This is a genomic window from Ruegeria sp. C10, assembly GCF_056537805.1.
Genome location: NZ_JBQFSC010000001.1, coordinates 627,638 through 650,351 on the forward strand (window position 1 = coordinate 627,638; position 22,714 = coordinate 650,351).

General features: G+C 55.5%; 23 protein-coding genes and 1 riboswitch. Of the genes, 15 read left to right on the forward strand and 8 right to left on the reverse strand.

The window, feature by feature from the left end; genetic code table 11:
- The first annotated feature begins 48 nt into the window (after positions 1-48).
- A complete protein-coding gene (locus ACR0DE_RS02790; RefSeq protein ID WP_170818364.1) occupies positions 49-969 on the forward strand; it encodes a LysR family transcriptional regulator in 921 nt (306 codons plus the stop codon).
- Here ACR0DE_RS02790 and ACR0DE_RS02795 read toward each other — a convergent pair.
- Positions 930-2,624 carry a thiamine pyrophosphate-binding protein gene (locus ACR0DE_RS02795; RefSeq protein ID WP_480751700.1) on the reverse strand — a complete coding sequence of 565 codons (1,695 nt, stop codon included), beginning with the start codon at positions 2,622-2,624 and terminating at the stop codon, positions 930-932. The two genes, ACR0DE_RS02790 and ACR0DE_RS02795, sit on opposite strands and share 40 nt — an antisense overlap.
- A 111-nt stretch (positions 2,625-2,735) precedes the next feature.
- Here ACR0DE_RS02795 and ACR0DE_RS02800 point away from each other — a divergent pair, with 111 nt between their 5' ends.
- From ACR0DE_RS02800 to ACR0DE_RS02830, 7 genes are all read left to right on the forward strand, one after another.
- Positions 2,736-3,440: a GntR family transcriptional regulator gene (locus ACR0DE_RS02800; protein ID WP_170422533.1), complete on the forward strand. Its 705-nt coding sequence runs from the start codon at positions 2,736-2,738 to the stop codon at positions 3,438-3,440.
- Positions 3,437-4,147, forward strand: a complete 711-nt coding sequence (locus tag ACR0DE_RS02805) for an aspartate/glutamate racemase family protein (RefSeq protein WP_170509055.1) — start codon at positions 3,437-3,439, stop codon at positions 4,145-4,147. The genes ACR0DE_RS02800 and ACR0DE_RS02805 overlap by 4 nt, the downstream gene beginning before the upstream one ends.
- 193 nt (positions 4,148-4,340) lie before the next feature.
- Entirely contained in the window at positions 4,341-5,348 is a 1,008-nt protein-coding gene (pta, locus tag ACR0DE_RS02810) for a phosphate acetyltransferase (RefSeq protein WP_480562262.1), read from the forward strand.
- A gap of 69 nt (positions 5,349-5,417) precedes the next feature.
- Positions 5,418-6,449 (forward strand): putative sulfate exporter family transporter, encoded by a 1,032-nt coding sequence (locus ACR0DE_RS02815; RefSeq protein WP_170596697.1) that lies wholly within the window; start codon positions 5,418-5,420, stop codon positions 6,447-6,449.
- Between the two features lie 170 nt (positions 6,450-6,619).
- Complete coding sequence (locus ACR0DE_RS02820; RefSeq protein ID WP_480751707.1) at positions 6,620-7,849, forward strand: AGE family epimerase/isomerase; 1,230 nt, start codon at positions 6,620-6,622, stop codon at positions 7,847-7,849.
- Between the two features lie 144 nt (positions 7,850-7,993).
- The gene (locus ACR0DE_RS02825; protein WP_170393778.1) at positions 7,994-8,236 is read left to right on the forward strand and encodes a hypothetical protein; all 243 of its coding nucleotides are present in this window, start codon (positions 7,994-7,996) and stop codon (positions 8,234-8,236) included.
- A 46-nt stretch (positions 8,237-8,282) separates the two neighbouring features.
- On the forward strand, positions 8,283-9,557 hold the full coding sequence (locus tag ACR0DE_RS02830) for a hypothetical protein (RefSeq protein ID WP_170422523.1): 1,275 nt from the start codon (positions 8,283-8,285) through the stop codon (positions 9,555-9,557).
- 310 nt (positions 9,558-9,867) lie between these two features.
- Here ACR0DE_RS02830 and ACR0DE_RS02835 read toward each other — a convergent pair whose 3' ends face one another.
- Positions 9,868-11,349, reverse strand: a complete 1,482-nt coding sequence (locus ACR0DE_RS02835) for an aminotransferase-like domain-containing protein (protein WP_170393774.1) — start codon at positions 11,347-11,349, stop codon at positions 9,868-9,870.
- Between the two features lie 616 nt (positions 11,350-11,965).
- Between ACR0DE_RS02835 and ACR0DE_RS02840 the strand changes: the two genes are divergently transcribed.
- From ACR0DE_RS02840 to ACR0DE_RS02855, 4 genes are all read left to right on the forward strand, one after another.
- Positions 11,966-12,466: a TRAP transporter small permease subunit gene (locus tag ACR0DE_RS02840; RefSeq protein ID WP_170393772.1), complete on the forward strand. Its 501-nt coding sequence runs from the start codon at positions 11,966-11,968 to the stop codon at positions 12,464-12,466.
- Positions 12,467-12,534: 68 nt separating this feature from the next.
- Positions 12,535-13,584, forward strand: a complete 1,050-nt coding sequence (locus ACR0DE_RS02845; RefSeq protein WP_170393770.1) for a TRAP transporter substrate-binding protein — start codon at positions 12,535-12,537, stop codon at positions 13,582-13,584.
- A gap of 160 nt (positions 13,585-13,744) precedes the next feature.
- Positions 13,745-15,052 (forward strand): TRAP transporter large permease, encoded by a 1,308-nt coding sequence (locus tag ACR0DE_RS02850; RefSeq protein WP_170393768.1) that lies wholly within the window; start codon positions 13,745-13,747, stop codon positions 15,050-15,052.
- A 13-nt stretch (positions 15,053-15,065) separates the two neighbouring features.
- The gene (locus ACR0DE_RS02855; RefSeq protein WP_170393765.1) at positions 15,066-15,476 is read left to right on the forward strand and encodes a universal stress protein; all 411 of its coding nucleotides are present in this window, start codon (positions 15,066-15,068) and stop codon (positions 15,474-15,476) included.
- Between the two features lie 70 nt (positions 15,477-15,546).
- Here the strand turns inward: ACR0DE_RS02855 and ACR0DE_RS02860 are convergent, their stop codons facing one another.
- Positions 15,547-15,846: a CcdB family protein gene (locus tag ACR0DE_RS02860; protein WP_480751709.1), complete on the reverse strand. Its 300-nt coding sequence runs from the start codon at positions 15,844-15,846 to the stop codon at positions 15,547-15,549.
- Positions 15,846-16,076, reverse strand: a complete 231-nt coding sequence (locus ACR0DE_RS02865; protein ID WP_170511663.1) for a type II toxin-antitoxin system CcdA family antitoxin — start codon at positions 16,074-16,076, stop codon at positions 15,846-15,848. The genes ACR0DE_RS02860 and ACR0DE_RS02865 overlap by 1 nt, the downstream gene beginning before the upstream one ends.
- A 179-nt stretch (positions 16,077-16,255) precedes the next feature.
- Positions 16,256-16,361: riboswitch (TPP riboswitch) on the forward strand.
- Between the two features lie 32 nt (positions 16,362-16,393).
- On the opposite strand from ACR0DE_RS02865, the gene thiB reads away from it, so the two are divergent.
- From thiB to ACR0DE_RS02880, 3 genes are read left to right on the forward strand one after another with little or no spacing between them, the layout of a single operon-like run.
- Positions 16,394-17,374 carry a thiamine ABC transporter substrate binding subunit gene (gene thiB, locus ACR0DE_RS02870; RefSeq protein ID WP_480751711.1) on the forward strand — a complete coding sequence of 327 codons (981 nt, stop codon included), beginning with the start codon at positions 16,394-16,396 and terminating at the stop codon, positions 17,372-17,374.
- Positions 17,350-18,897, forward strand: coding sequence for a thiamine/thiamine pyrophosphate ABC transporter permease ThiP (locus ACR0DE_RS02875; RefSeq protein WP_170635730.1), 1,548 nt, complete (start codon positions 17,350-17,352; stop codon positions 18,895-18,897). Before thiB ends, ACR0DE_RS02875 begins: the two co-directional genes overlap by 25 nt.
- Positions 18,884-19,576, forward strand: coding sequence for a thiamine ABC transporter ATP-binding protein (locus ACR0DE_RS02880; RefSeq protein ID WP_480751714.1), 693 nt, complete (start codon positions 18,884-18,886; stop codon positions 19,574-19,576). The genes ACR0DE_RS02875 and ACR0DE_RS02880 overlap by 14 nt, the downstream gene beginning before the upstream one ends.
- Here the strand turns inward: ACR0DE_RS02880 and ACR0DE_RS02885 are convergent.
- From ACR0DE_RS02885 to ACR0DE_RS02900, 4 genes are all read right to left on the reverse strand, one after another.
- Positions 19,564-20,082: a putative molybdenum carrier protein gene (locus ACR0DE_RS02885; protein ID WP_480751717.1), complete on the reverse strand. Its 519-nt coding sequence runs from the start codon at positions 20,080-20,082 to the stop codon at positions 19,564-19,566. The two genes, ACR0DE_RS02880 and ACR0DE_RS02885, sit on opposite strands and share 13 nt — an antisense overlap.
- Positions 20,079-21,011 carry a 4-hydroxyproline epimerase gene (locus tag ACR0DE_RS02890; protein ID WP_480751720.1) on the reverse strand — a complete coding sequence of 311 codons (933 nt, stop codon included), beginning with the start codon at positions 21,009-21,011 and terminating at the stop codon, positions 20,079-20,081. Before ACR0DE_RS02890 ends, ACR0DE_RS02885 begins: the two co-directional genes overlap by 4 nt.
- Positions 21,002-21,961, reverse strand: a complete 960-nt coding sequence (locus ACR0DE_RS02895) for a dihydrodipicolinate synthase family protein (RefSeq protein ID WP_480751723.1) — start codon at positions 21,959-21,961, stop codon at positions 21,002-21,004. Before ACR0DE_RS02895 ends, ACR0DE_RS02890 begins: the two co-directional genes overlap by 10 nt.
- A 62-nt stretch (positions 21,962-22,023) precedes the next feature.
- On the reverse strand, positions 22,024-22,626 hold the full coding sequence (locus ACR0DE_RS02900) for a helix-turn-helix domain-containing protein (protein WP_480751725.1): 603 nt from the start codon (positions 22,624-22,626) through the stop codon (positions 22,024-22,026).
- Positions 22,627-22,714: the final 88 nt, after the last annotated feature.

Consider the following 22,714-nt stretch of genomic DNA (forward strand, 5'->3'; position numbering starts at 1 on the left):
CAAATACTATATTATCTAGAGGTCATCAGGAAAAATGATACCATAGCGATGTCCCTGCGATTTCGTCAGCTACAGGCTTTTCACGCCATCATGGAAACCGGCACTGTCACGGGAGCGGCCTCGGTGCTTGGGATTTCACAGCCCGGGATCAGCAATCTGTTGGCACAGTTAGAGCGCGAAGCGCGTTTGCCGCTGTTTGAACGCAACAAAGGCCGGTTGCTGCCTACGCCAGAAGCTGAACTTCTATACCGCGAGGTTGATACGGTTGTTCGGGGGCTGGATCACGTAGCGCAGGCGGTCACGGATCTGCAGAACAAGCATCCGGGTCAATTGCAGATCGCCGCACCACATTTGCTATCCTTCGGCTTCATGCCGCGTGAGATCGCTCGCTTCGCAGAAAGCCGCCCGAACCTGTCGGTAAGCTTTCAGTCGCAGTATTCCTCGAAGATTCAAGAATGGGTAATCTCTGGCCTATTTGAGATCGGCATTGTCGAGATGCCCATTCTGCATGACACACTGAACTATCAGGTTTTTGAATTCGAAACACTGGCGACCTTTCCGGAAACCAGCCCTTTGGCAGATTATGATGTGCTCACACCTGAAATTCTTGAAAACGAACCATTCATCGTGATGGGGCCAGAGCATCAAACCCACCGACGAACTCGGGACATCTTCCAATCAGCGGGGCGCAACTGGCGGACCCAGATTCACACCCATCTGTCAGAAAACCTGCTAAGTTTCGTCAAGCAGGGCATGGGGGTCGCGATGATCGATCCCTTCACTGTCACCTTTGACGACGAGAGCGGGTATCAAACCCGCCACTTCCGACCGGCTGTGATGCTTGATCTGGCCATTATCACCGCGAAAGGGCGACCCCTATCAACGATTGCACAGGATTTTCTGGCTCAGCTAACCCCTTCGATCGCCTCTTATGCCACCCATTCCGAAACCGGTGCTGCGGCCTCGTGAAGCGGTTGTGAGTAAATGTCGACCAATGTCGGGCCATCATGCTCGATAGCCTGTTTCAGAACTTTGGACAGGTCTTCGGGATCTTTGACAGTCCATGATTTCACACCAAAGGCGCTTGCAACAGCGGCGTGGTCGGTGCGGTTGAAATCAACATTGTAGTATCTCTGCCCAAACCCTGCGTCCTGTCCGGCCTTGATCCAGCCAAAGACCGAGTTCGAGAATACAATTGAGGTGATCGGCATGTTGTGCCGCACCATGGTTTCGAACTCACCACAGGCAAAGCCGAATGAGCCGTCACCCATCACCGACAAGGTTTTGACCGAAGGCCGCCCAATATGCGCACCCATTGCAGCACCCAATGAATACCCCAACGCCCCATGCGCCCGGTTAGTGATGAAATGCCGCCCCGGTGTCCGCCAGCGGTAATGCGCGCTGAAATATGGGCATGGCGTGCCGGGATCAGCGACAACAATCGCATCATCATCCAGGATATCCATTAGCGAAGCCATGACAGCCTCGGGCCGGATCGGCGTTTCTCGGCTGGCTGCAAGCGGGGCGAACGCAGCCAATTTGGCCGCCCATGCCGCGTTTGATTTGGCCGCCCCGCCCAGCCTGGGCAGGTCTTGGCGTGCCGCCAATGCGTCCGCCAATGCTTCCAGCGCGAGACGCGCGTCGGCACAAATAGCGACTTCGGTCGGATAGTTGGCTCCGATCACCATCGGGTCACTGTCGATATGAATGATGGTGGCATCGCGCGCAGGGCTTCTCCAGCGCTCGGTCGTGACGGATCCTGCGCGACATCCGATGAACAGAACGACATCCGCCGCATCTACCACAGCGCGGGTGGCAGGCACCCCGCCATTCGATCCGACAACACCAAGCGCGAGCGGGTCTGTCTCGGCAATCGAGCCCTGCCCCGACACAGTCGTGGCGACGGGCATGTCCAACAGACCCGCGACCCGGCGCAGTGCGTCGCTTGCCCCTGACAGAACGGGTCCACCGCCACAAACGGCAACCGCAGACTTTGATTTTGCCAGTATCTCTGCCGCCGCCTCTATTGCATCCAGATCGGGACCTGCGCGTTCCGCCGGATAGCTGCGGTGCCGCGCATCCGCCCAGATCTCAGCCTCATCCACCTGCGCCTTCTGAGTGTCGAAGGGTAAGGCAAGATGTGTGGCCCCAGGTGTTCCGGTGGTCATAGCCCGGAATGCCGCACGTACCATGGCCGGCAATCGTGTGGCGTCATCCAGCGACGCATTCCACTTGGCCAGCGGCTTGAACAGCGCGGGTTGGTCCAATTCGGTCAGCGGGTACTTTCCCCGGCTGGTTGTCGCCACATCCGAGGTGATCGCAAGAATAGGAACCGAGCTTTCGTTGGCTTCGACCACCCCAGGTAGGATGTATGTCGCCCCGCCTCCAGACGGGCCTTCGCAGACACCCGGCTTACCTGTCACCCTTGCATAACCATCCGCCATGTAGGCCGCATGACGTTCATCCCGCGTCAGAATGTGCTGAATACCGTGATCCATCCGAGATAGCGCATCATAGAATGGCAAGGTTGTATCACCACATAGGCCGAACATGTGCTTCACGCCATGCGCCTCAAGCATACGGACCATTGCCTCGGCTCCGGTCAGGTAATTCGTTCCTGTCATGGTCGGCGACTCCCTCAATCTAATCTGCACACAGACCTGTATACAGTTTTGTATATTGATTTCAAGACTGGCCTGTGGCACCTGTGGGGCAACGACCAAAAGGCAGTACCAATGGCAGGTCCACGCGTTGATGATATCTACGATCAGGTGAAGGCCATGGCGGTTTCATTCCGCCTGCGTCCCGGCGATCGTTTGAACGAGGTCGCCCTGTCGAAGGAGCTGGGCGTCAGCCGCACCCCTTTGCGCGAAGCACTGAACCGGCTGGTCGCCGAACGTTTGTTCGACTTCCGCCCGGGACAGGGTTTCTTTTGCCGCCCATTGGATGCCCAAAGCATTTTTGACCTGTTCGAGCTGCGCCAAATCATCGAAACCGCCGCCGTCCGCGCAGCGTGCACCAAGGCCACCACAGAACAACTGCAGGCGCTTCACGACGAACTTTATGCGACGGGTATCGATATCACCGGGCTTACCGTTGAAGAGGCCGTCACGCGAGATGAAGCGTTTCATCTGGGCATCGCCCGGCTGTCTGGCAACATGGAATTGCTGCAAACCCTGATACGGATTAATGAGCGCATTCGCTATATCCGATGGATTTCCATGAGTCTGGACCGGGTCCAGCGCTCAAAAGATGAGCATAAGCGTGTCATGCAGGCCTTGATGAACCGCGACGCTGATGAGGCCGCACAGGCTTTGGGCACCCATATCAACAAGCGGATGGATCAGGTGCAGGACGCGGTGCGCCATGGGATATCAAGCATCTATATGGAAGGGTCGGACGATATCTCGACCCGCATCATTCAGGAGGCGCAGTCATGATCGCGCAGGGCGGAAAATCCATATACGGCGCATCTGTCGGCATCCTGATGTTGGACGCACAGTTTCCACGTATTCCCGGTGATATGGGCAACGCTCGGACATGGCCGTTTCCCGTGCTCTATCGCATCGTGCGCAACGCCTCGCCTGATCTTGTGGTCCGACAAGGTGCTGAAGGAATGCTTGGAGCGTTCATCGATGCCGCACGGGAACTTGTCAAAGACGGGGTAGACGGGATCACCACCAATTGCGGCTTTCTTTCGCTGTTTCAGGATGAACTGGCCGAGGCGGTTCCTGTTCCGGTCGCGACGTCCTCGATGATGCAGGTCGATATGGTGAACCGTATCCTTCCTGCAGGAAAGCGCGCCGGCATTCTAACCATCTCCGCCTCAACACTTACGGATGAGCACCTGCGAAAGGCACAGGTCCCCGACGGAACTCCGATTGGCACCACCGAAGGCGGCAGCGAATTCACAACCGCTATTCTCGAAAACGCATTGACGCTGGATGTGGACAAAGCCCGCGACGACAATGTCGAAGCAGCGCTTGCGCTGCAAGCGGGCAATCCCGACCTTGGTGCAATTGTACTGGAATGTACAAACATGTGCCCTTACGCGGCGGACATACAGCAGGCGACTGGTTTGCCAGTGTTTTCTATTGTTACTTTCATCAACTGGTTTCAGGCCGGACTAAACCCGCCAAGGTTCTGATCAAGTGAACAGTAAGTCCAGAGTAGCCGCCGCCTATAGCCAGATGGCGATTCTGGACCTATCGGCAACAGCTTGACGGTGAACCAGAACCAAGCAATCAAGAAACGAAATCGGAACAGCGCCAAAACGATCATCGTTAACCTCAAGGCACCTGTTCCGACACCGATTAACAACAGTTCAGGAACCGAGACGCATGACGAAAACACCGATCGAGCTGTTGGCGGCCAGTGCCTCGGAAACCCGCCCAATTGTAGCGCTGAGCGAAGGCACCGATCCCCGCATTGTTGCCGGAGGATTAGCCGCCCATAAGGCTGGTCTGGCCAATATTATTCTCGTTGGACCTGAGGCCGACGTTAAAGCGGCGCTCGCGGCAGAGGGTGGCTCAACCGGGGACGGTATTGCCATCCATGATCCTGCGCATTCGGAACTGACTGACGCTTTTGCGGCCGAGTATTATTCTCTGCGCAAACACAAAGGTGTCGATGAAGCCAAGGCACGCAAAGCCGCAGAATCGCCGCTGGTCTATGCCGCGATGCTGGTGCGAATGGGGCACGCAACAGGAACCGTGGGCGGGGCGGTCCATACCACAGGCGATGTGGTCAGAACTGCCATCCAGGTTATTGGAATGAAGCCCGATGTTGGAATGGTATCCTCGTTCTTCCTGATGTACCCACCCGAGGCCGCCGCTGAGGGCGCTCGCGCCATGCTCTATTCAGATTGCGGCTTGGTGATCGATCCGACATCCGAAGAACTGGCAAACATTGCGGCCGCTTCAGCGGTGTCCGCGCGGGCATTGCTGCAGGAAGAGCCAAAGATCGCGATGTTGAGTTTCTCAACAAAAGGCAGCGCCCAACACCCAGCGGTGGACAAGGTCGTCAACGCGACAGAAATTCTGCGGGCGAAACACCCAGAGTTGAATGTGGATGGAGAGCTGCAATTTGATGCCGCCTTCGTGCCGTCGATTGGTGAGCGAAAATCCCCCGGGTCCTCGGTCGCGGGTCAGTCGAACGTCAAGATTTTCCCAAATCTGGATGCCGGAAATATCGGGTACAAGATGACTCAACGGCTGGGCGGTTATCTGGCGATCGGTCCGGTTTTGCAGGGGCTCGCCAAACCGGCCAATGATCTATCGCGCGGATGCAGCGCGGAAGATGTGACGCAGATCATCGCGGTGACCATCCTGCAGGCGCGCGAACCCTAAACTCGGCAGCCCGCCTGCTTTATCGCGCAGGCCCGCGACCCATTCATTACAAACAAAGGACCATCCGTTATGGCGTCCGCCGATCCTTCAGCCCTATCCCTCACCGAGCGGAGCAAGGAGCGTGTTCGCACGCTCTTTCCCGGCGTCATGATCGCCGTAACCGTTGCCGTCGCCGCCAAGTTCCTGTCCGAGCATTATGCTACCCCGGCCATGCTGCTTGCCCTTCTTTTGGGGATTGCGGTCAGCTTTCTGGGCGAAGAAGGAAAAACCGTTGAGGGGATCGGATTCGCCGCACGCACACTTCTGCGCCTTGGCGTGGCCTTGCTGGGTGTGCGCGTGTCGATGACCCTGATGCTGGGTCTGGGCTGGGACCTGATTGCCCTTGTGATCGTCGGAGTGCTGTTGACCATAGGATTTGGCCTGTCCGTAGCTCGTTTTTTTGGCCACAAATGGCGCTTTGCCTTTCTGACCGCCGGTTCGGTTGCAATTTGCGGTGCATCGGCGGCAATGGCGATCAGTGCAATCCTGCCCAAGGACGAACGCTCGGAAGAGCGTCTGATTTTTACGGTCATGGGCGTGACCGTTTTGTCCACCATCGCCATGATCGCCTATCCGATCCTGGTACGCACATTGGGGATGAACGAGATTGCGGGCGGTGTGTTTCTGGGTGGCACCATCCATGATGTGGCTCAGGTTGTCGGCGCGGGATTTTCGATCTCGGAACAAACCGGAGATACAGCGACGCTGGTAAAATTGTTCCGCGTGGCGATGCTGGCACCGGTGGTTTTGGTCGCTTCACTGATTATTCGTGGCTTTGCTGAAATGGACGAAGACGGGAAACGTCCACCGCTGTTGCCGGGATTCGTGTTAGGATTTCTGGTTCTCGCTGCGGCATCCTCATTCGGATTGATCCCGCCAGCGATTTCAGAATTTCTAAGCCAATGCTCTCGATGGTTGTTGCTTGTTGCGATCGCAGCTGTGGGGATGAAGACAAACCTTAAGCAAATCCTGTCGGTCGGTGCAGCCGCAATCGCCCTCATCATAGTGGAGACGTTGTTCATCGCCGTGGTAATTCTGGCCGGGATTAACCTATTAACCTGAAGCAGTTACCAAGAGTTTTCCGCCAACTGCGACGGCTGAACGGCAACCCCTGACAGTCCGGTGCGGGTTTGCCGATTGCCTTCGTTCGCGGTGTTTGGTTCATTGGCGACTGGCGCTTTGCGGCGCTTTTTCGTTCGATTCCGAATGATTCCTCAAGCGAGATGAAGAATATGGACAACACCTTGCCTCTGCCACCTGGCCCGCATTCCGAACCGGGCTTTTGGCTTGATACAACTGAACACCGCACGTGGTTGAAAGATCAGGCTATGCGACAGTTGGCGTTTTTCAGCGCAAGTTGTCGGACCGAGCCAGGATTTTTCATCCTCGACCATGATGGCAGCCCGCTGCCAAACACATTGCAGGAACTGCACACGACTACACGCCTAGTGCATTCTTACGCTCTGGGGCATCTGATTGAATTTCAAGGCGCAGAGCGGATCATCGATCACGGTATGGCCTACCTCAACAGCCACCACAAAGACCGGGATCACGCCGGTTACCTTTGGGCTTTGGATGGCGACAACATCAAGGATGATCGCAAACTTGCCTACGGGCATGTCTTTGTTCTGCTCGCTGCCTCAAGCGCAAAACAGATAGGGCACCCGGAAGCTGACAAACTGCTGACCGAAATCCGGGATATCCTTGATACACATTTCTGGGATGATGAGACCGGGTTGTTCCGCGACGAATGGAACCGCGATTGGACGCCGTTTTCCACATATCGCGGAATGAACGCGAATATGCACGGAGTTGAGGCACTGCTTGCAGCTTTTGAGGCGACAGGCGACGAAATCTATCTTACCCGCGCCGGTCGTATTCTGGATTTCTTTATTGGCCGGATCGCACCTGCTGAAAACTGGCGCTTGCCCGAGCATTTCACTTCAGATTGGCAGATTGACCGAGGCTATGCCGGTGACCCGATGTTTCGTCCCGCAGGCACGACCCCGGGCCATTCGTTCGAGCTTGGGCGACTTCAGCTGCAGCATTGGGATTTATCAGGCCGACCAAACTCGGGCGCGCCCGAGTCATCGCGACGATTGATTGAGCAGGCCCTCAAGGATGCATGGCTGGCCGGCGGCGGCATGGCATATACGCTGGATTTTGGGGGTCGGGTCGCAAATGCGTCGCGGTTCTGGTGGCCAGTAGCTGAAGCCATTGGTGCGGTTGGAGCCCTGATCGCACTGGATAAAAGGCAAGAGGATGAATTTTGGTACAGAAAACTCTGGACCTTTGCGAATGAAACGTTCGTGGATCACCAACATGGCGGCTGGTTCCCGGCGGTGGATGAATCCGGTGACATCGTGACATCCATCTTTGACGGCAAACCGGATATCTATCATTCATTGCAGGCTTGCCTGTTCCCGCTATCGGGGCGCTTATCGCGGATGGTGCCGCTTTAGCGCGCGGATTCAAGCAGAGCGAGACCCGCATCGAGCCGGCTCAATTGAAGAGTCGGGGCAAATCTGCTATGTTTAATGCATTCAACACCATCCGACGACCTGCGAGTTCGGATGCGTTTCTTGACGAACGGATAGGAGAGTTGAATGGCAAATCAAGCACGTGGAAAGCGAACGACCCGAAAGGGCACACTTGAGGTGAGACCACAACCATCGGCCCATTCCGCCCTGAGCGAGCGGGCCGGGGCGTCAGGCCTCATGACCCCGCAAATGCTGAGTGAACGCGATGAGCGCGTCTCAAAAACTCGCAAAAAGGGCGGGCCTGCTTTGGAAGAAGATAATTCGGATCAATCCGGCAATGACGCTGATCCGACGGAACTGGATTACTAATCAATTACGCACATTTTTTTGACATGAGTAGATTACGGAGGCTGCTATGCCCTCGACCCATCAGCCAAGGATTTTCAACACAATAAACCTTACGGATTTCGATACTAACGGCCAAACCTCTACTGTGGGCGAGCCGACAGTTTCCAGCAATGGAGGCCAGATTCTGGCCACTGGCAACTGGTATGCAAGTCGGTCACTGGACGGCGGCCAAAGCTGGTCTCACATGAGCCCTTTCACGTTGTTCCCACCTGTTGACGGGGGGTTTTGCTGTGACCAGACCACGATTTACGACCCAAGCCGGGATCTGCTAATCTGGCTGCTTCAATATATCGAACAGGGGGGCACCAACACACTGCGGGTTGCGGTCAAACAAGGGCGCACCTTGGGGAACGACACATGGAACATTTGGGATTTCACCCCCGCTGGGCTTGATCCCGCGTGGAACAATGAGTGGTTCGACTATAACCACGTTTCGTTGTCCGAAAACTATATGTATGCGGGCACCAATGTGTTCTCGGCCGGGGCTAACCAGTTTACCCGCTCGGTCATTCTGCGGATTTCACTGGACGAACTGGCGACCGCGGCAACGCTATCATTCGACATATTCGAAACAGAAGACAACTTTTCTCTGCGCTGCGTACAAGGCGCACGCGGCGCGATGTACTTTGCCAGCCACAACACGAACTCGCAGATCCGCGTATTCAGATGGGCCGAGAACGCCTCGGACGTAGATGAATTCGACATCGATGTCACGCCTTGGTCCGCAGGCAATTATTCCGCGCTGACCACCGGTGGCGACTGGATGTCGCGCACTGATCCACGCATTATGGCTGGTTGGCTGGGACGCGGCGTTCTGGGCTTTATGTGGACAGCTAATCGTCAGACCAACAGGCCACTCCCTTTCGTCAGGACCGTCCGCATTGACGAAGCAACCATGTCATTGATTGACGAACCAGATATCTGGAACAGTCAGATCGCGTTCGCCTACCCCTCAACAGCTGTAAACCGGGTTGGTGATGTAGGGCTTTCGGTCTTTGCGGGTGGTGGGAATTTGCATCCGAGCCATGTTGTTGGCTCATACGACGATATCGATCTGACTTGGCGGCTGGCCCTCGCTCGACGGGGCACAGACACTCCGGGTCTGGGAAAATGGGGCGACTACACCAACTGTGCCGAGGTTGCCGATGATGGCTTCACCTGGCTGGCAGCCGGGTACACGCTACAGGGCGGGAACACCCAAACTGACATCGAACCAACCATGACCTGGTTCGCACAGCAGCGCTATGACGCACCACGTCGCCATCCGCCCGTTATCGTCTAAAACATTATAACCATTTATAATTCAGGGGTATACATCATGCACAGAGCGATTAAATCACAAGGCGTAAAGTCATTCTTGCGGCAGGAAGCCCCCTGGCTACTTATCGCCTTTGTTATTGCTGACCTATTCTACAAATGGGGGTCATTCGCCCTGGAATGCGTCGGCTTTCTGCTGACTTGGTACGTCCTGAGCCTTCTAGCCAGCCTGGTGTCACGTATGCTGTGGGGGGAAAACTCAGCTGTCGGAGATTGAACCATCGATCAATCTTTTTAAGCTTGCGGACTATTGGTTTGCCCCCCGCCCTGGTACATTACGAGTTTGTTGCGCGTAGGTCTGAAATCACTTCGGACAACAGCTCAATCCCTTTTCGGATAGAACCGGGTTGGATTGACGAGACGCCAAGACGAAAGTGGTATCTCCCTGCGGTTTTATTTGAAAAACAGGGCCCGATCGGCTCCACAATAACACCGCGTTTTAGGGCGGCTTGACATATCGTCATGGCATCCAACCGGGCCTCGGGATCAGAAAGCACAAAAACCGTTCCGCCAAATTCGCCCGTTTTCAGGAAATGGGGTAGCTTTTCACGGATCGTCGTATCAGCCAGATGCCAGCGCAGCTCATAATTCTGGCGAACCCTGCGCAACAAGCCATCATAGTACCCCAAGTTAATAAACGCGGCAGCAGTGTGCTGAAGAATCATCGGTGGATGGCGCATCATCATTCCCCGGCAATCGCGCGCGGCGTCAATAAATTCTGGCGCAGCCGCCAGATACCCCAGGCGCAAACCTGGTGAAAGACCTTTGGAAAGGCTGCCCAAATAGATCAGTCGATCCGTGTCATCCAGACTGCGCAGCGGCAGCAAAGTAGAATGCCGGTAATCCACATCGCATTCGTAATCGTCTTCGACTATGTAAAAATCATACTCTTCAGCGGCCTGCAGCAAGGCCTTGCGGCGGCGCTCGGACATCGTAACGGTGGTTGGGTGCTGGCGATTGGGGGTTACGAATACCAGGTCAGCCTCGCGCAGACGTTCATCGACGATCAAACCCTCGCTATCAATGGGTTGAAACCTTACATTCCCAAAATTTGCCTGAAGGATCTTGCGTGCATCCGGATATCCCGGATCCTCCATAACCGCAGTTTTATCGCGCCCGCCGAACAACAGGCTGGTGATAAACAACCCGTTTTGCGAACCCAATGTGATCAGGATTGAATCGCTGGGTTCAAAAATACCGCGACGGGGCAGGATGCGCTGCCGGACCTGCTCGATAAGTTCAAAGCAATCCTCGTACAGCCCGTCTGCAGACCAGATTTTCAGATGCTTTCGATTCATGGCCAACCGAGTGCATTCGCGCCAATCCGCAACCGGGAATGCGCCATCATCGATTTGGTTGCACACAAACGGATAGTCGTACTTGTACCAGTCATTTGGGCGCTGGATGGTTTCGATCTCTTCGGTGCGGCGCAGTTTGTTCAGTTTCTGGCCAATCGATGTGCGCTGTCTGGTGCTGGTTCGCCCAATCGCATCACCGTCCGTGCGAATCCCTACGTCAGAGCAGACATAATAACCCGAGCGGGGCCGGGCCTCGATCAGTTGCTCTTCTTCAAGCTTTCGATAAGCCGCGACGACCGTATTGATCGAAACATCGAGATCCCGCGCCAACCCCCGACATGAGGCAAGCTTTAGTCCAGACGGCATCAAACCTTCAAAAATGAGTCGTGAAATCTGCGAGACGATCTGATCTCGCAAACCGCTGGACTGAGTTTTGTCGATGCTCAACCGTTGTGTCATGTCCTGTCAGGCTCTAGTCGCAAATTCTGCGACGCGATTTGCAAACTGTATCCATGTTTTCAAGTGCTCCATGCAAAGTGGAAACGACGCCAAATTTCCCAATTCTGTACTGGCAATGCTGAAAGCAATAGCGCTCTTACTAAAAGCGGGTTGATGATAACTCAAAAAAGAGACTTCAGCCAACGCTATGTTTTTAAAGTACTTATACTGACCTGAGATGTGCTTAAGCAACCTGCGCTGCCATTGTTGAACTTGTAACATCTTAACGCTCGGGACTGAATCGCGGCATCGAACAGTCACTTGGCGCGATGAAATCTGTACCCATTATTACAAACAACTGTATCTTTCTCAGTCGAACTCCTTCGCGTTTGCTGTAGCGATCCGGGAAGTTCCATGTCGAAATTAGGGATCACCCGGGCCGTTCGATGCGACTAGGGAGGGAGACCGTTCGCATGGTTTTGCAGGAGTGGGATATGCGTCGACTCTGTGAACAGCGATTCAGCAGACGTTTCTCTGATGTCCGTCCGAACCCCGACGCGAAGGGTCCGGTACATCAATTCAGCGCACAGATTTTTTGAGGGAGAACCAGATCCATGAAAAACACAACGAGGTTGGCATGCTGATGCGCGGTCTGGAAAAGCTGACAAGCGCAATCTCAGAAGTCATGGGCCGCATAGGCTGGTTTCTCATCTTGTATTGCATGGCGTTTGGCGTGTCGGACGTATTCATGCGCTATGTACTGAACGCGCCCTCCCAGTGGATCGGCACCACATTGCAAGCTGCGATGGTGTTGTTGGCCTGCACCGGCGGCGTCTATGCGTTGCAGCATGACAGTTTCGTCAAACTCGACCTGTTTTATGCAAACGCTAGCAAGCGGTCAAAAGCGATTTTGGATGTCCTGACGGCACCGATTGCAATCCTGTTTCTGGTCGCATTGATCTGGAAGGGTTACGAAGCCGCATCGCTGTCTCTGATGCTTAATCAGAAGACCCCGACATCCATTCCGATCCCGATTTATCCGATCAAATTTGCGATCCCACTCAGCGGTGCAATGGTTCTCTTGGTGGTCCTGAAACACTTGCTCCGCGATCTGCAAACGATCTTCGGGCGCAGTTAGGCACGCTGTTCTGGGCGCCTGTAAATACAAACGAAAACAGACTGATCCACTAACGAGGAGGAATTAACATGAAACCAAACAGGTTTGTGCACACAACCATGTGGGCAGGCGCCATAGCCGTGACCGCAAGCATTGCCGTCGCACAAGATGGGCCGCCGGATGAAGTAACCGAGTGGACCTTCCAGCCCGCATTTGACCAGACCGATGCCGGCTGGGACAATGGCCTGATCCCTTGGGTTGAAGCAGTTGAAAAAGCGACTGAAGGCACGGTCAAAATCCGTGTTGAGCCCGCAGGGGCGCTGGTCAGTGGTGCAGAGGCCTTTGGCGCAGCGGCGGCTGGTCTGACCGATGGTTACGCGGGCTGGGGTTCAGTCTATGGTGGCGACATGCCCGAAGGCATGCTGGCGTTTGGCATGGCCATGGGCGCCGACAACACCGAAGAAGCGTGGGAAGTGATGTGGGGCAACCCCGACTACCGCGTTGGTGACATCGTGCAAGAGGCCGCCAACGCGCGGAACCTGCAATGGGCAGGCTGGACCAACCAGGGACCGAACGCAATGTTCACCAAGTTCCGGGTCGAAAAACTGGAAGATCTGGAAGGCCGCAAGATGCGCGCCGGTGGACCCCAGGCCATCTTCCACTCGACCATGGGCGGCGCGCCGGTCTCGATGAACGGTGGTGAGATTTACACCGCAATCAAACTGGGCACCATCGAAGGCACCTACTGGGATACAGGCGGCATCGATGACATGTCGTTCCAGGAAGTAATCGACTATGCGATCATGCCCGGCTGGAACCCTGCTCAGCACCAGGAGATCTTCATCAACCTGCAGAGCTGGAACGCACTGACCGACTGGCAGCGCGAAAAGATCAACGGAGTTTTCGAAGAAACCTATTTCGAAACCAGCCGCATGCATGCGGAAGGTGTCGAAGAAGCGCTTCAAATCCTGCGCGATGCCGGTGGTGAAGTAATCGAGCTGAGCGATGAAGAAGTTGCTCGTATGCGCGAGAAATCCATTGCCGAAGTTTGGCCGCAGGTTGCGGCCGCATCCGAGGGCAACGCCAAAGGCGTGGAAATCTTCAAGAGGTTCCTGGAAGACAAGGCGAACGCGCAATAATCCCGCGCAATGTCATCTTTCCAATATAGCTAAAACTCTTTCGCTGGCCCGATCGTCGGGCCAGCGGACCAGACGGGCGCATGTCAGTGTTAAAAGCACTGCTGACACGCAACCCGGCAAAGACCGCGCGAACGGCCACTAGGTAGGGAAACTAAAGATCATGAGCCTCGAACTAATTACAGCGCTGTATTTCTTAATACTGTTTGGGATCCTTTTCATGGGGCTGCCGGTTGCGTTCGGCTTGGGCGGAACAGCGGTTCTATTTGCCCTGGTTTTCGAACCTCGCGCGCTGTTGTCCGTGCCCAGTGCATTCTATTCAACGCCTTGGAATTCGGTACTGGTCACAGTGCCTTTGTTCCTGTTCATGGGCTCACTCATAAGATTTTCGGGGATAGCCGAAACGGCCTATGATGCCGTTTACAAGCTGATCGGCCACATTCATGGTGGTCTCGCGATGGGTACAGTTCAGGTCTGTACTGTTTTTGCTGCAATCACCGGCATCACGCCACCGGCGACCACCACGATGGGTCAGATCGCCTATCCTTCGATGATGCGCTACAAATATGATCGCCGTATCGCGATCGGTTGTATCGCGGCAGGCGGTGCGTTGGGTGCGCTGATCCCACCAAGCGTTCCGTTCATCTTCTATGGATTGCTCGCCAAGGTTTCGATCGGTGACCTGTTCATGGCGGGGTTGCTGCCCGGCCTGATGCTGGCCACGTTCTACACGATCTACATCGGCGTACGTTGTAAAATCCAGCCCGAGCTGGGCCCCGCCCTGCCCGCTGATCAGAAATTCACCCGCACCGAAAAACTGACCGCCGTTCTCAGCATCTGGCCGTTTGCCTTACTCATCATCATCGTTCTGGGCGTCATCTGGGGCGGTATCGCAACACCGGCGGAAGCTGCCGCATTTGGTGCCGCAGGCGCCTTTGTCATCAACCTGATCTACGGCAAACTGACCTGGGAGGTGCTGAGGGAATCGTTGGTGTCCACCTTGAAGCTCAGCGGTATGGGGCTTTGGATTCTGATTGGTGCCACCGTCTATCTTAATGTGTTCAACACGCTTGGCAGCCAGGACCTGCTGACCAATCTGGTTCTTTCCATGCCCGGCGGTGCAACCGGCATCCTGCTGATGATGATGCTGATCATCCTCGTCCTGGGTATGGTGATGGATGATTGGGCCATCATCATGCTGTGCACACCACTGTTCATCCCGATTATCGACGAATTGGGGATCGACAAGCTGTGGTTTGGCGCGCTGTTCATCGTGAACATCCAAATCGCTTACCTGACACCTCCGTTCGGTTTTGTGCTGTTCTGGATCAAAGGGGTTCTGCCCAAAGATGTCAGCATGGGGGATGTCTACAATTCGGTTGGCCCGTTTGTGGCGCTCCAGTTCGTTGGCCTGACCCTGATCTTCATCTTCCCGCAGATCGCCACCTGGTTGCCCAACATCCTGAAATAGTCCGGAGGTACAGATGTATAACCATATCCTCGTTCCAGTCGCCCCTGATCACATCAACGACTGTGCCAAATCTCTGGATGCAGCGAGCCGCTTGCTGTCGGATGGCGGGACAGTATCGGTGCTGTCCGTTCTCGAAGAACTACCTTCGTATATCGGGTCGTACTTTCCACCCGAGCAGGTTCAGAAAAGCGTTTCTGATTTTGAGGACAAACTGAACGCATCGATGGAGTCTCCGAAGATCGGCACCCATGTTGTTACAGGTCATCCAACAAATTCCATTCTGGATTGGGCCGAGGAACACAAAGTGGACTGCATAGTAGTGGCGTCACACCAACCGGGCCTTTCGGACTATCTGATCGGTTCAACGGCGGCACGTGTGGTCCGTCATGCACATTGCAGTGTCGTGGTACTGCGCGACAAGTAGAGCAGAAGCATAACACCTGACAGGTGTTATGCGTGCAAGATGGCTGGCCAATGAGGCCAGCCATTGTCGTTCAGAAACCTTGCATCAGCATGTCTACGGCCACGGTGATCTGCTCGAAATCATCTTTCAGATGACCCACGGGTGATTTGAGGAGTCCCACAGGAACAGCAGCCATGAACTGGGTCACCATTACAACCTGCTCACCATCTATCAGGAACTCAGGGTTGAAGCGGGTCGCTGGTTTCGGCGCACGTGCTTTTGACAAAAGCGGCACCACCATGCGGGTATTCAGATCGCTCAGAAGATCGGTTTGCACATCCAGAAGATAGCCATCGCCGGATGGGTTGGGGAATACATCGTATTTCGGCATCAGAACTGGCGAAAGCCGTCCAAGGGCAACCCGTGTTGTTCAACATATGAATTTGAGCTTTGCAGCGCTTCGGCATTTTCAGCCTTCCACTGCGCGGCCTTCGCAGCGGCAACGGCGGCACGCACTCCTTCTTCGGCGGCACGCGACAGGTTCACGTTCAGCGCTCTGGCCTCGGTGAGCAAAGCGCTATCAAGTGATAGATTGGTCGGTTTGCGTGGTTGAGCGTTCATTCTGTCTTGGTCTCCATGTGCCTGAGAATATCAATATACTATATGCGCGTCAAATATGCGCATATCTCCTAAAGGAATTCTCTGGCTTCGTGGCTCGTTCTTATGGTATTTCATTCAATGCTTATTGAACGAGAACCTAACGATTTCGGTTGAAATCATCCTCTCATCCCCCTAATCACGACCCTACCTCGGGGTGCGCTAAAGACCGCGCTGAGATGCCAATTGGCAAACCCGTTGAACCTGAACCGGCTAGAACCGGCGGAGGGAAAGGTACAGGTTTCATCCATCCTTACCCTCTCGCCGCATTGGAGGATGATATGAAACATCTGGCAATTGCTGCGGGAATACTGACTGCGACTTCGGCTGTGGCAGCCGATAAGCCCACGTTGACCGTATATACTTACGACAGCTTCGTTTCGGACTGGGGCCCCGGCCCGAAGGTCGAAGAGGCGTTTGAAGCGCAATGCGAATGCGACCTGAACCTTGTCGGCGTCGAAGATGGCGCGGCACTGCTGTCACGCATTCGGCTGGAAGGCGAAAACAGCGACGCCGATATTGTATTGGGTTTGGATACCAACTTGATATCGGCAGCTAAAGAAACCGGCCTGTTTGCACCTCATTCAATCACTGCCGAGTATGCTCTGCCCATCGAGTGGACCGACACAGTTTTTGCCCCCTACGACTGGGGTTACTTTGCATTTGTTCACAATGCAGATTTTGCCGCTCCTAACAGCTTCCGCGAGTTGGCAGATAGTGACATCAAGATCATCATTCAGGATCCGCGTTCATCGACGCCGGGGCTGGGTCTTCTGCTGTGGGTCAAGGCCGCGTATGGCGATGAAGCCCAAGAAATCTGGGCTGACCTTGCCGACAATATCGTGACGGTGACCAAGGGCTGGTCCGAGTCATATGGCTTGTTCCTTGAAGGTGAGGCCGACATGGTTCTAAGCTATACGACCTCGCCAGCCTATCACCTGATTGCCGAGGAAGATGCCAGCAAAGCAGCGGCAGCCTTTGACGAAGGCCATTATATGCAAGTCGAGGTTGCGGCCAAGCTAGCCAATTCCGATCAGCCCGAGCTGGCAGATCAGTTTCTGAACTTCATGGTGTCTGACGCGTTTCAGACGATCATTCCAACGACCAACTGGATGTACCCGGCCGTAACCCCATCTTCCGGTCTGCCCGAAGGTTTTGAAACTCTAACGATCCCTCAGAAGTCCTTGCTGTTTGATCAGGACCAAGCCGCCATCGCGCGGGAACAGGCGCTTTCGGAATGGTTGGGCGCACTCAGCCAGTAAACCCGCTTCCTGGTGTCAGTGCTGCAGCGATCGTTGCCGCGCTGATATTGGGCACACTGTTCATGGTGGCGGTGCGCGCTGATTCTGGCGGTGGGTTTGGTCCAGCCGACTGGGCAGCCTTACGCTTCACCCTGTTGCAAGCAACACTCTCTGCAGTGTTCAGCGCTGGTCTGGCTATTCCGGTCGCCCGCGCGCTGGCCCGCCGCCGGTTCACCGGTAGGCGCGTCCTGATCACGCTGTTGGGTGCACCTTTCATCCTGCCGGTCATCGTCGCCATTCTGGGATTGCTTCAGGTCTTTGGCAGGGCAGGATGGATTTCGGACGCGTTGGGCTATTTCGGTCTGCCGCCCATTCGAATCTATGGGCTGCACGGTGTCGTTCTGGCCCACGTATTTTTTAATCTACCTCTGGCAACACGCCTGATCTTGCAGGGTTGGCAGGAGATCCCTGCCGAGCGTTTCCGGCTGGCGGCGCAACTTGGGTGCGAAGGAATGGCAATGTTCCGTTTGATCGAACTGCCAATGCTTCGCCGCATTCTCCCCGGAGTGCTGGCCGTGATCTTCGCCATTTGCCTGACCAGTTTTGCGGTGGCCCTGACGCTGGGTGGAGGGCCGCGCGCCACCACGATTGAACTCGCGATCTATCAGGCCTTTACATATGATTTTGACTTAGGGCGCGCCGCCTTATTATCCGCTTTGCAACTTGTCCTGACTGCAGCGGCTGCGTTGGCAGCCTTGAAGTTCTCGCGCGGCGACGGGTTCGGTACCGGCCTGAATCGTGAGATCCGGCGCTGGGATGGCCGAGGACCACTGCTGGATGCGTTTTGGATTATCATCGCCGCCGCGTTCCTGCTGCTACCTCTGGCATCCGTCACGATTTCGGGTATCGCTGGGCTGTTTGAGATGCCGGTTTTGGTGTTCCGTGCCGCTATAATTTCAATCTGTGTTGCCGCCGCCAGTACCATGCTCCTATTACTGCTGGCACTGCCCATGGCGACAGCCGTCGCGACAGGCCGGTTCGGCATCGTCGAACTTGGCGGACTTCTTGGCCTCGCCGCCTCGCCCTTGGTCATTGGTACGGGTCTCTTTATTCTGATCCGCCCGCTGGCCAATCCGACAACTCTTGCGTTGCCGGTAACCGCGCTTGTGAACGCGGTCATGGCCTTGCCCTTCGCCCTTCGAATTTTGGTTCCCGCAGCGCGTGATGTATTGGAACGGCACGGGCGGTTGGCACTGGCCCTGAACATGAACAACTGGTCCTTTTTCTTGCGTGTCATGCTTCCACGCCTGCGCCCCCAGGTCGGTTTTGCCGCGGGCCTGACGGCGGCACTGTCCATGGGTGATCTGGGTGTGATCGCCCTGTTTGCAGATGCCCAGATCGCAACGCTGCCCCTGCAAATCTACCGCCTGATGGGCGCCTACCAGATGCAGGCCGCAGCAGGAGGCGCGCTGCTGCTGCTTATACTATCGATGGGTGTTTTCTGGGTTCTGGATCGAGGGGGTCGCTGGCATGCTGAAGCTTGACGATTGCATCATTGCAAATGGCAATTTCCAATTAAGCGCTGACTTTGAGGTCAAGGCCGGATCCAGCGTTGCGATCATCGGTCCGTCGGGGGCAGGAAAATCAACACTTCTTGAAACTATCGCCGGTTTTCGAGACCTGAGAAGTGGGCACATCCACTGGAAGGATCATGACCTGTCGACATTACCACCAGGCAGTCGACCGATTGCAATGCTGTTTCAGGACGGAAACCTGTTTCCTCACCTGAGCGCCGAACAGAATGTCGCCCTGGGCCTAAGGCCCAATGGAGGTTTGACTGCAGACGACCAACACCACATTCAATCGGCCCTCGGCCGCGTTGGCCTGCAGGGAAAGGCGGCCAGAAAGCCCGCCGAATTGTCAGGTGGTCAGCAAAGCCGCGTGGCGCTGGCGAGGATCCTTGTGCAAAAGCGTCAGGTGTTATTGCTCGACGAACCTTTTGCAGCGCTGGGACCCGCCTTGAAAACTGAGATGCTGGATCTGGTCGCAGAACTGGTTGCCGAGACCAAAACCACCCTGCTTATGGTCAGCCACGACCCACGGGATGCGCTTCGGATAACCGACCAAACCGTATTGGTTGCGGATCAAATCGCACATCCACCTGCTGAGACCGAGACACTCTTCAACAATCCTCCGCCAGCGCTGCGCGATTACATGGGCTGAATGAACTGATCCAGACAAGCGTCCAGCACCTCGTTCACACGCGGACCAATCTCGGGGGCCTCCGAAGCGCGCGGACCTGCAATGTTCAGAACTGTTACAGGGTTGGCGCTCAGCCAAGTACGTATCTGTTGCGCGCAATCGGCCTTTCCTTTTCTGATATCCACCACCAGATGCGGTTTTTCAGCATCAACTGCAAACTCAACCGTTTTCCGCGTGCCGGGACTGTCTGACCCGTCGATAAAAACAAGCGTGGCGTCACTGGCAAAGACGTTGAGCCTTGTCCGTTCAGCCACATCTTCAGACTTCGTTTCAACAAGCCCGCTGAGATGCGCCGGAATCAACCCATCCTCATTCGTTCGACCCTTCGGCACCCAGCCGCCGTAAGGGATGCCGTTTGCGCGGGCAAACTCCAATGCGGCAGTGTCTACGCCGGTTTGTCCACCTGATACGATTTTCTGAACACAACGCCCGAGTGGGATTCCGTCTTGCTCGTCTCCTTGCGTCAACGCGCAATACCAAATTGAAACGGATCATTCTGCGCAAAGAAAAGCTTACCCTCTGCCATCACATGCGCCTGGCCAGTTAGCTGAGGGACAATGCCCCCGCCCTGCCCCGGCTGATAGGACAGCCTGTACGAACTTCCGATGATGCTTTCCTGAACGATTTCTTCCCCAGCGGACAAGCGCCGACTGGCCGCGAGGCAGGCCAGCCGGGCCGAGCTGCCGGTGCCGCATGGCGAACGGTCATAGTCATCGTCGGGGCACAGAACAAAGTTTCTGCTATGGATACCTGCATTCGGTGAGATGCCCTGAAAGATCACATGATCAACCGGCTCGCCATTTTCGCCACCAACTTCTTGCGCAATGCAGGCTTCGCGAATTGCGATAGCCATATCGGTCAGCGGGCGAATGTTCTCAGGCACAACCGGGATCGGGCTTGGCTCGACAATGAAGAACCAATTGCCGCCATAAGCGACATCGCCGGTGACGGGGCCATGCGGTGCAGTCTCGACCGTCACGGACTGATGAACGCAGCGGCTTTCAATGTTGGTGACCTGCACGGTGTTGGCGTCCAGCAGATCAATCTTAACCTCACCTACCGGAGTTTCGATTCGGTGCGCGCCAACCTCGATCTGTCCAAGATGCGCCAATGTCACGCCCAACCCGATCGTCCCATGGCCGCACATGCCCAGTACCGCATCCGCGTCAAAGTAGATCACGCCCGCTTTGCATTCAGCACTGACCGGTTCGACAAGGAGCGCCCCGACCATGCCGGGCTGGCCGCGTGGCTCCAGTAGAACAGACTTGTAGAACCGCTCATGTTCCGTTGCCAGTCGCTTGGCGCGTTCAGCCAGTGATCCTGAACCCAGATCAGGCCCCCCGTCCAGAATGACCCGTGTGGGCATTCCACCGGTATGGCTGTCAATCACATGCATTCCGCAATGACTCCACCCTGACGAACCCAATCGGTAAACCACGACTTAAACAAATTGTAATGTTGCTCGCAGTAATTTCGCTGGGCGTCAGATAACACGTCGGTTTCATTGAAATGCAGGCGGTATTCCTCTTCGCCGTTCAGCACCAGAAGATGCTTGTAGTAAAGAACAAGATCCGTGCCTTCGTCAAAACTTGCCAGAACGCCAAATGCCTCGTCCAACTCCCGCGCGCGCAACCGTGCTTCTGCATGTCCCTCTGCTGCCTTTTTCGAAAGCGCCGCAAGCAACAATGCCTCTTTGGGCAGTGCCGTTCCTATCCCGGTGATCGATCCGGTGGCGCCGCAATTCACAAACCCATGGTAGACTTCAGTATCGACGCCGACCATCAAAGTGACCTGATCGTCCTGCGATGTAATATGTTCGGCGGCATAGCGCAGGTCGCTCTTGCCCCCGAACTCCTTAAAGCCAACCAAATTCGGATGCTCGGCCCGCAGTGCAAAAAACAAATCCGCACGAGTGGCAAACCCATAGACAGGGCTGTTGTAGATGATCGCAGGCACGTCCGGTGCCGCAGAAAGAATAGCCTTGAAGTGGTTCTTTTGCGCGGCAACCGATGAGCCTCGTGACAGAACCCGAGGGATAACCATCAACCCTGCCGCGCCGACCTTCTGTGCATGTGCTGCGTGCGCCACAGCGGAATTCGAGTTGATGGCACCCGTCCCCACGACAACCGGCAAGCCAGCGTCGACCAGTCGTTCCACGCCCTCCATCCGTTGGGCATCCGTCAGAAGCGGCCAATCCCCCATCGAGCCACAATAGACGACAGCGGACATGCCGGCCGCGATCATCTCTTTGCCCTTTTCGACCAGCGCGTCAAAGTCAGGTGTCCTGTCGGCCTTACACGGCGTCATAAGGGCAGGCATCGTTCCAGTGAAAATAGTCCGGTCCATGAGATATCCGTTTGCTCAGGTTGGTATTGGTATTCTGCGCGAAAGCGCCGTGGCCTAACGTGTCATTCCAGCGAAACCCACAAGACCCTGGCGTCTTCCCTACTCGTAGAAATACAGCCATGCCCCATACCGCTATCGTAGTACAGAGAATCTCCGGGTTTCATCGGTAAGGGGCGGTAATGCTCGGATACGAATATCAACTCGCCACTGATAACGTACATGAACTCTTCGCCTGTGTGCCTGATCCAGTTCTCATATTCTGATATGTCACGCGCTTTTATCGTCGCGATATAAGGAAGCATTCGCTTACTGGTCAGGTCCGAGCACAGCAATTCGTGCATGTAGGTCGGCGTATTTCTTATCTCACCTTGCCCTTTCGGCGTAAAATCACGTCGCCCCGAAATTCCCGATTGGGCGGACTGCAAGAACAGCTGTGGCGTATTCATGTCCAAGGCCTGTGTCAGCCGCCGCACGATCTCGAAACTTGGACGTGTCTGGTTGTTTTCGATCTTTGAAAGTGTTGATCGACCGATTCCCGCTTCGCGCCCGGCCTCCTCCAATGTCCAGCCTTTTGCGCGGCGTGCATCCCGGATCGACCGACCCAAAGCCGCCCCCTCGTCCTGTTCTTCCGGTCCGGCACCATCTTTCAGGTTGTCCTCAGACATGGGAATCTCCTTGTTTTATCAAAGCTTACTCATTTCCCCCGAGCCAAACAACTTTACTGTGATGAAATTTTTGTTGCCTTGCGTACAC

What these genes read in the sequence shown, in the direction of transcription:
- ACR0DE_RS02790 (WP_170818364.1), top strand. Translation starts at nt 49, where the DNA reads ATGTCCCTGCGATTTCGTCAGCTACAGGCTTTTCACGCCATCATGGAA.
- ACR0DE_RS02795 (WP_480751700.1), bottom strand. Translation starts at nt 2,624, where the DNA reads ATGACAGGAACGAATTACCTGACCGGAGCCGAGGCAATGGTCCGTATG.
- ACR0DE_RS02800 (WP_170422533.1), top strand. Translation starts at nt 2,736, where the DNA reads ATGGCAGGTCCACGCGTTGATGATATCTACGATCAGGTGAAGGCCATG.
- ACR0DE_RS02805 (WP_170509055.1), top strand. Translation starts at nt 3,437, where the DNA reads ATGATCGCGCAGGGCGGAAAATCCATATACGGCGCATCTGTCGGCATC.
- pta (WP_480562262.1), top strand. Translation starts at nt 4,341, where the DNA reads ATGACGAAAACACCGATCGAGCTGTTGGCGGCCAGTGCCTCGGAAACC.
- ACR0DE_RS02815 (WP_170596697.1), top strand. Translation starts at nt 5,418, where the DNA reads ATGGCGTCCGCCGATCCTTCAGCCCTATCCCTCACCGAGCGGAGCAAG.
- ACR0DE_RS02820 (WP_480751707.1), top strand. Translation starts at nt 6,620, where the DNA reads ATGGACAACACCTTGCCTCTGCCACCTGGCCCGCATTCCGAACCGGGC.
- ACR0DE_RS02825 (WP_170393778.1), top strand. Translation starts at nt 7,994, where the DNA reads ATGGCAAATCAAGCACGTGGAAAGCGAACGACCCGAAAGGGCACACTT.
- ACR0DE_RS02830 (WP_170422523.1), top strand. Translation starts at nt 8,283, where the DNA reads ATGCCCTCGACCCATCAGCCAAGGATTTTCAACACAATAAACCTTACG.
- ACR0DE_RS02835 (WP_170393774.1), bottom strand. Translation starts at nt 11,349, where the DNA reads ATGACACAACGGTTGAGCATCGACAAAACTCAGTCCAGCGGTTTGCGA.
- ACR0DE_RS02840 (WP_170393772.1), top strand. Translation starts at nt 11,966, where the DNA reads ATGCTGATGCGCGGTCTGGAAAAGCTGACAAGCGCAATCTCAGAAGTC.
- ACR0DE_RS02845 (WP_170393770.1), top strand. Translation starts at nt 12,535, where the DNA reads ATGAAACCAAACAGGTTTGTGCACACAACCATGTGGGCAGGCGCCATA.
- ACR0DE_RS02850 (WP_170393768.1), top strand. Translation starts at nt 13,745, where the DNA reads ATGAGCCTCGAACTAATTACAGCGCTGTATTTCTTAATACTGTTTGGG.
- ACR0DE_RS02855 (WP_170393765.1), top strand. Translation starts at nt 15,066, where the DNA reads ATGTATAACCATATCCTCGTTCCAGTCGCCCCTGATCACATCAACGAC.
- ACR0DE_RS02860 (WP_480751709.1), bottom strand. Translation starts at nt 15,846, where the DNA reads ATGCCGAAATACGATGTATTCCCCAACCCATCCGGCGATGGCTATCTT.
- ACR0DE_RS02865 (WP_170511663.1), bottom strand. Translation starts at nt 16,076, where the DNA reads ATGAACGCTCAACCACGCAAACCGACCAATCTATCACTTGATAGCGCT.
- thiB (WP_480751711.1), top strand. Translation starts at nt 16,394, where the DNA reads ATGAAACATCTGGCAATTGCTGCGGGAATACTGACTGCGACTTCGGCT.
- ACR0DE_RS02875 (WP_170635730.1), top strand. Translation starts at nt 17,350, where the DNA reads ATGGTTGGGCGCACTCAGCCAGTAAACCCGCTTCCTGGTGTCAGTGCT.
- ACR0DE_RS02880 (WP_480751714.1), top strand. Translation starts at nt 18,884, where the DNA reads ATGCTGAAGCTTGACGATTGCATCATTGCAAATGGCAATTTCCAATTA.
- ACR0DE_RS02890 (WP_480751720.1), bottom strand. Translation starts at nt 21,011, where the DNA reads ATGCATGTGATTGACAGCCATACCGGTGGAATGCCCACACGGGTCATT.
- ACR0DE_RS02895 (WP_480751723.1), bottom strand. Translation starts at nt 21,961, where the DNA reads ATGGACCGGACTATTTTCACTGGAACGATGCCTGCCCTTATGACGCCG.
- ACR0DE_RS02900 (WP_480751725.1), bottom strand. Translation starts at nt 22,626, where the DNA reads ATGTCTGAGGACAACCTGAAAGATGGTGCCGGACCGGAAGAACAGGAC.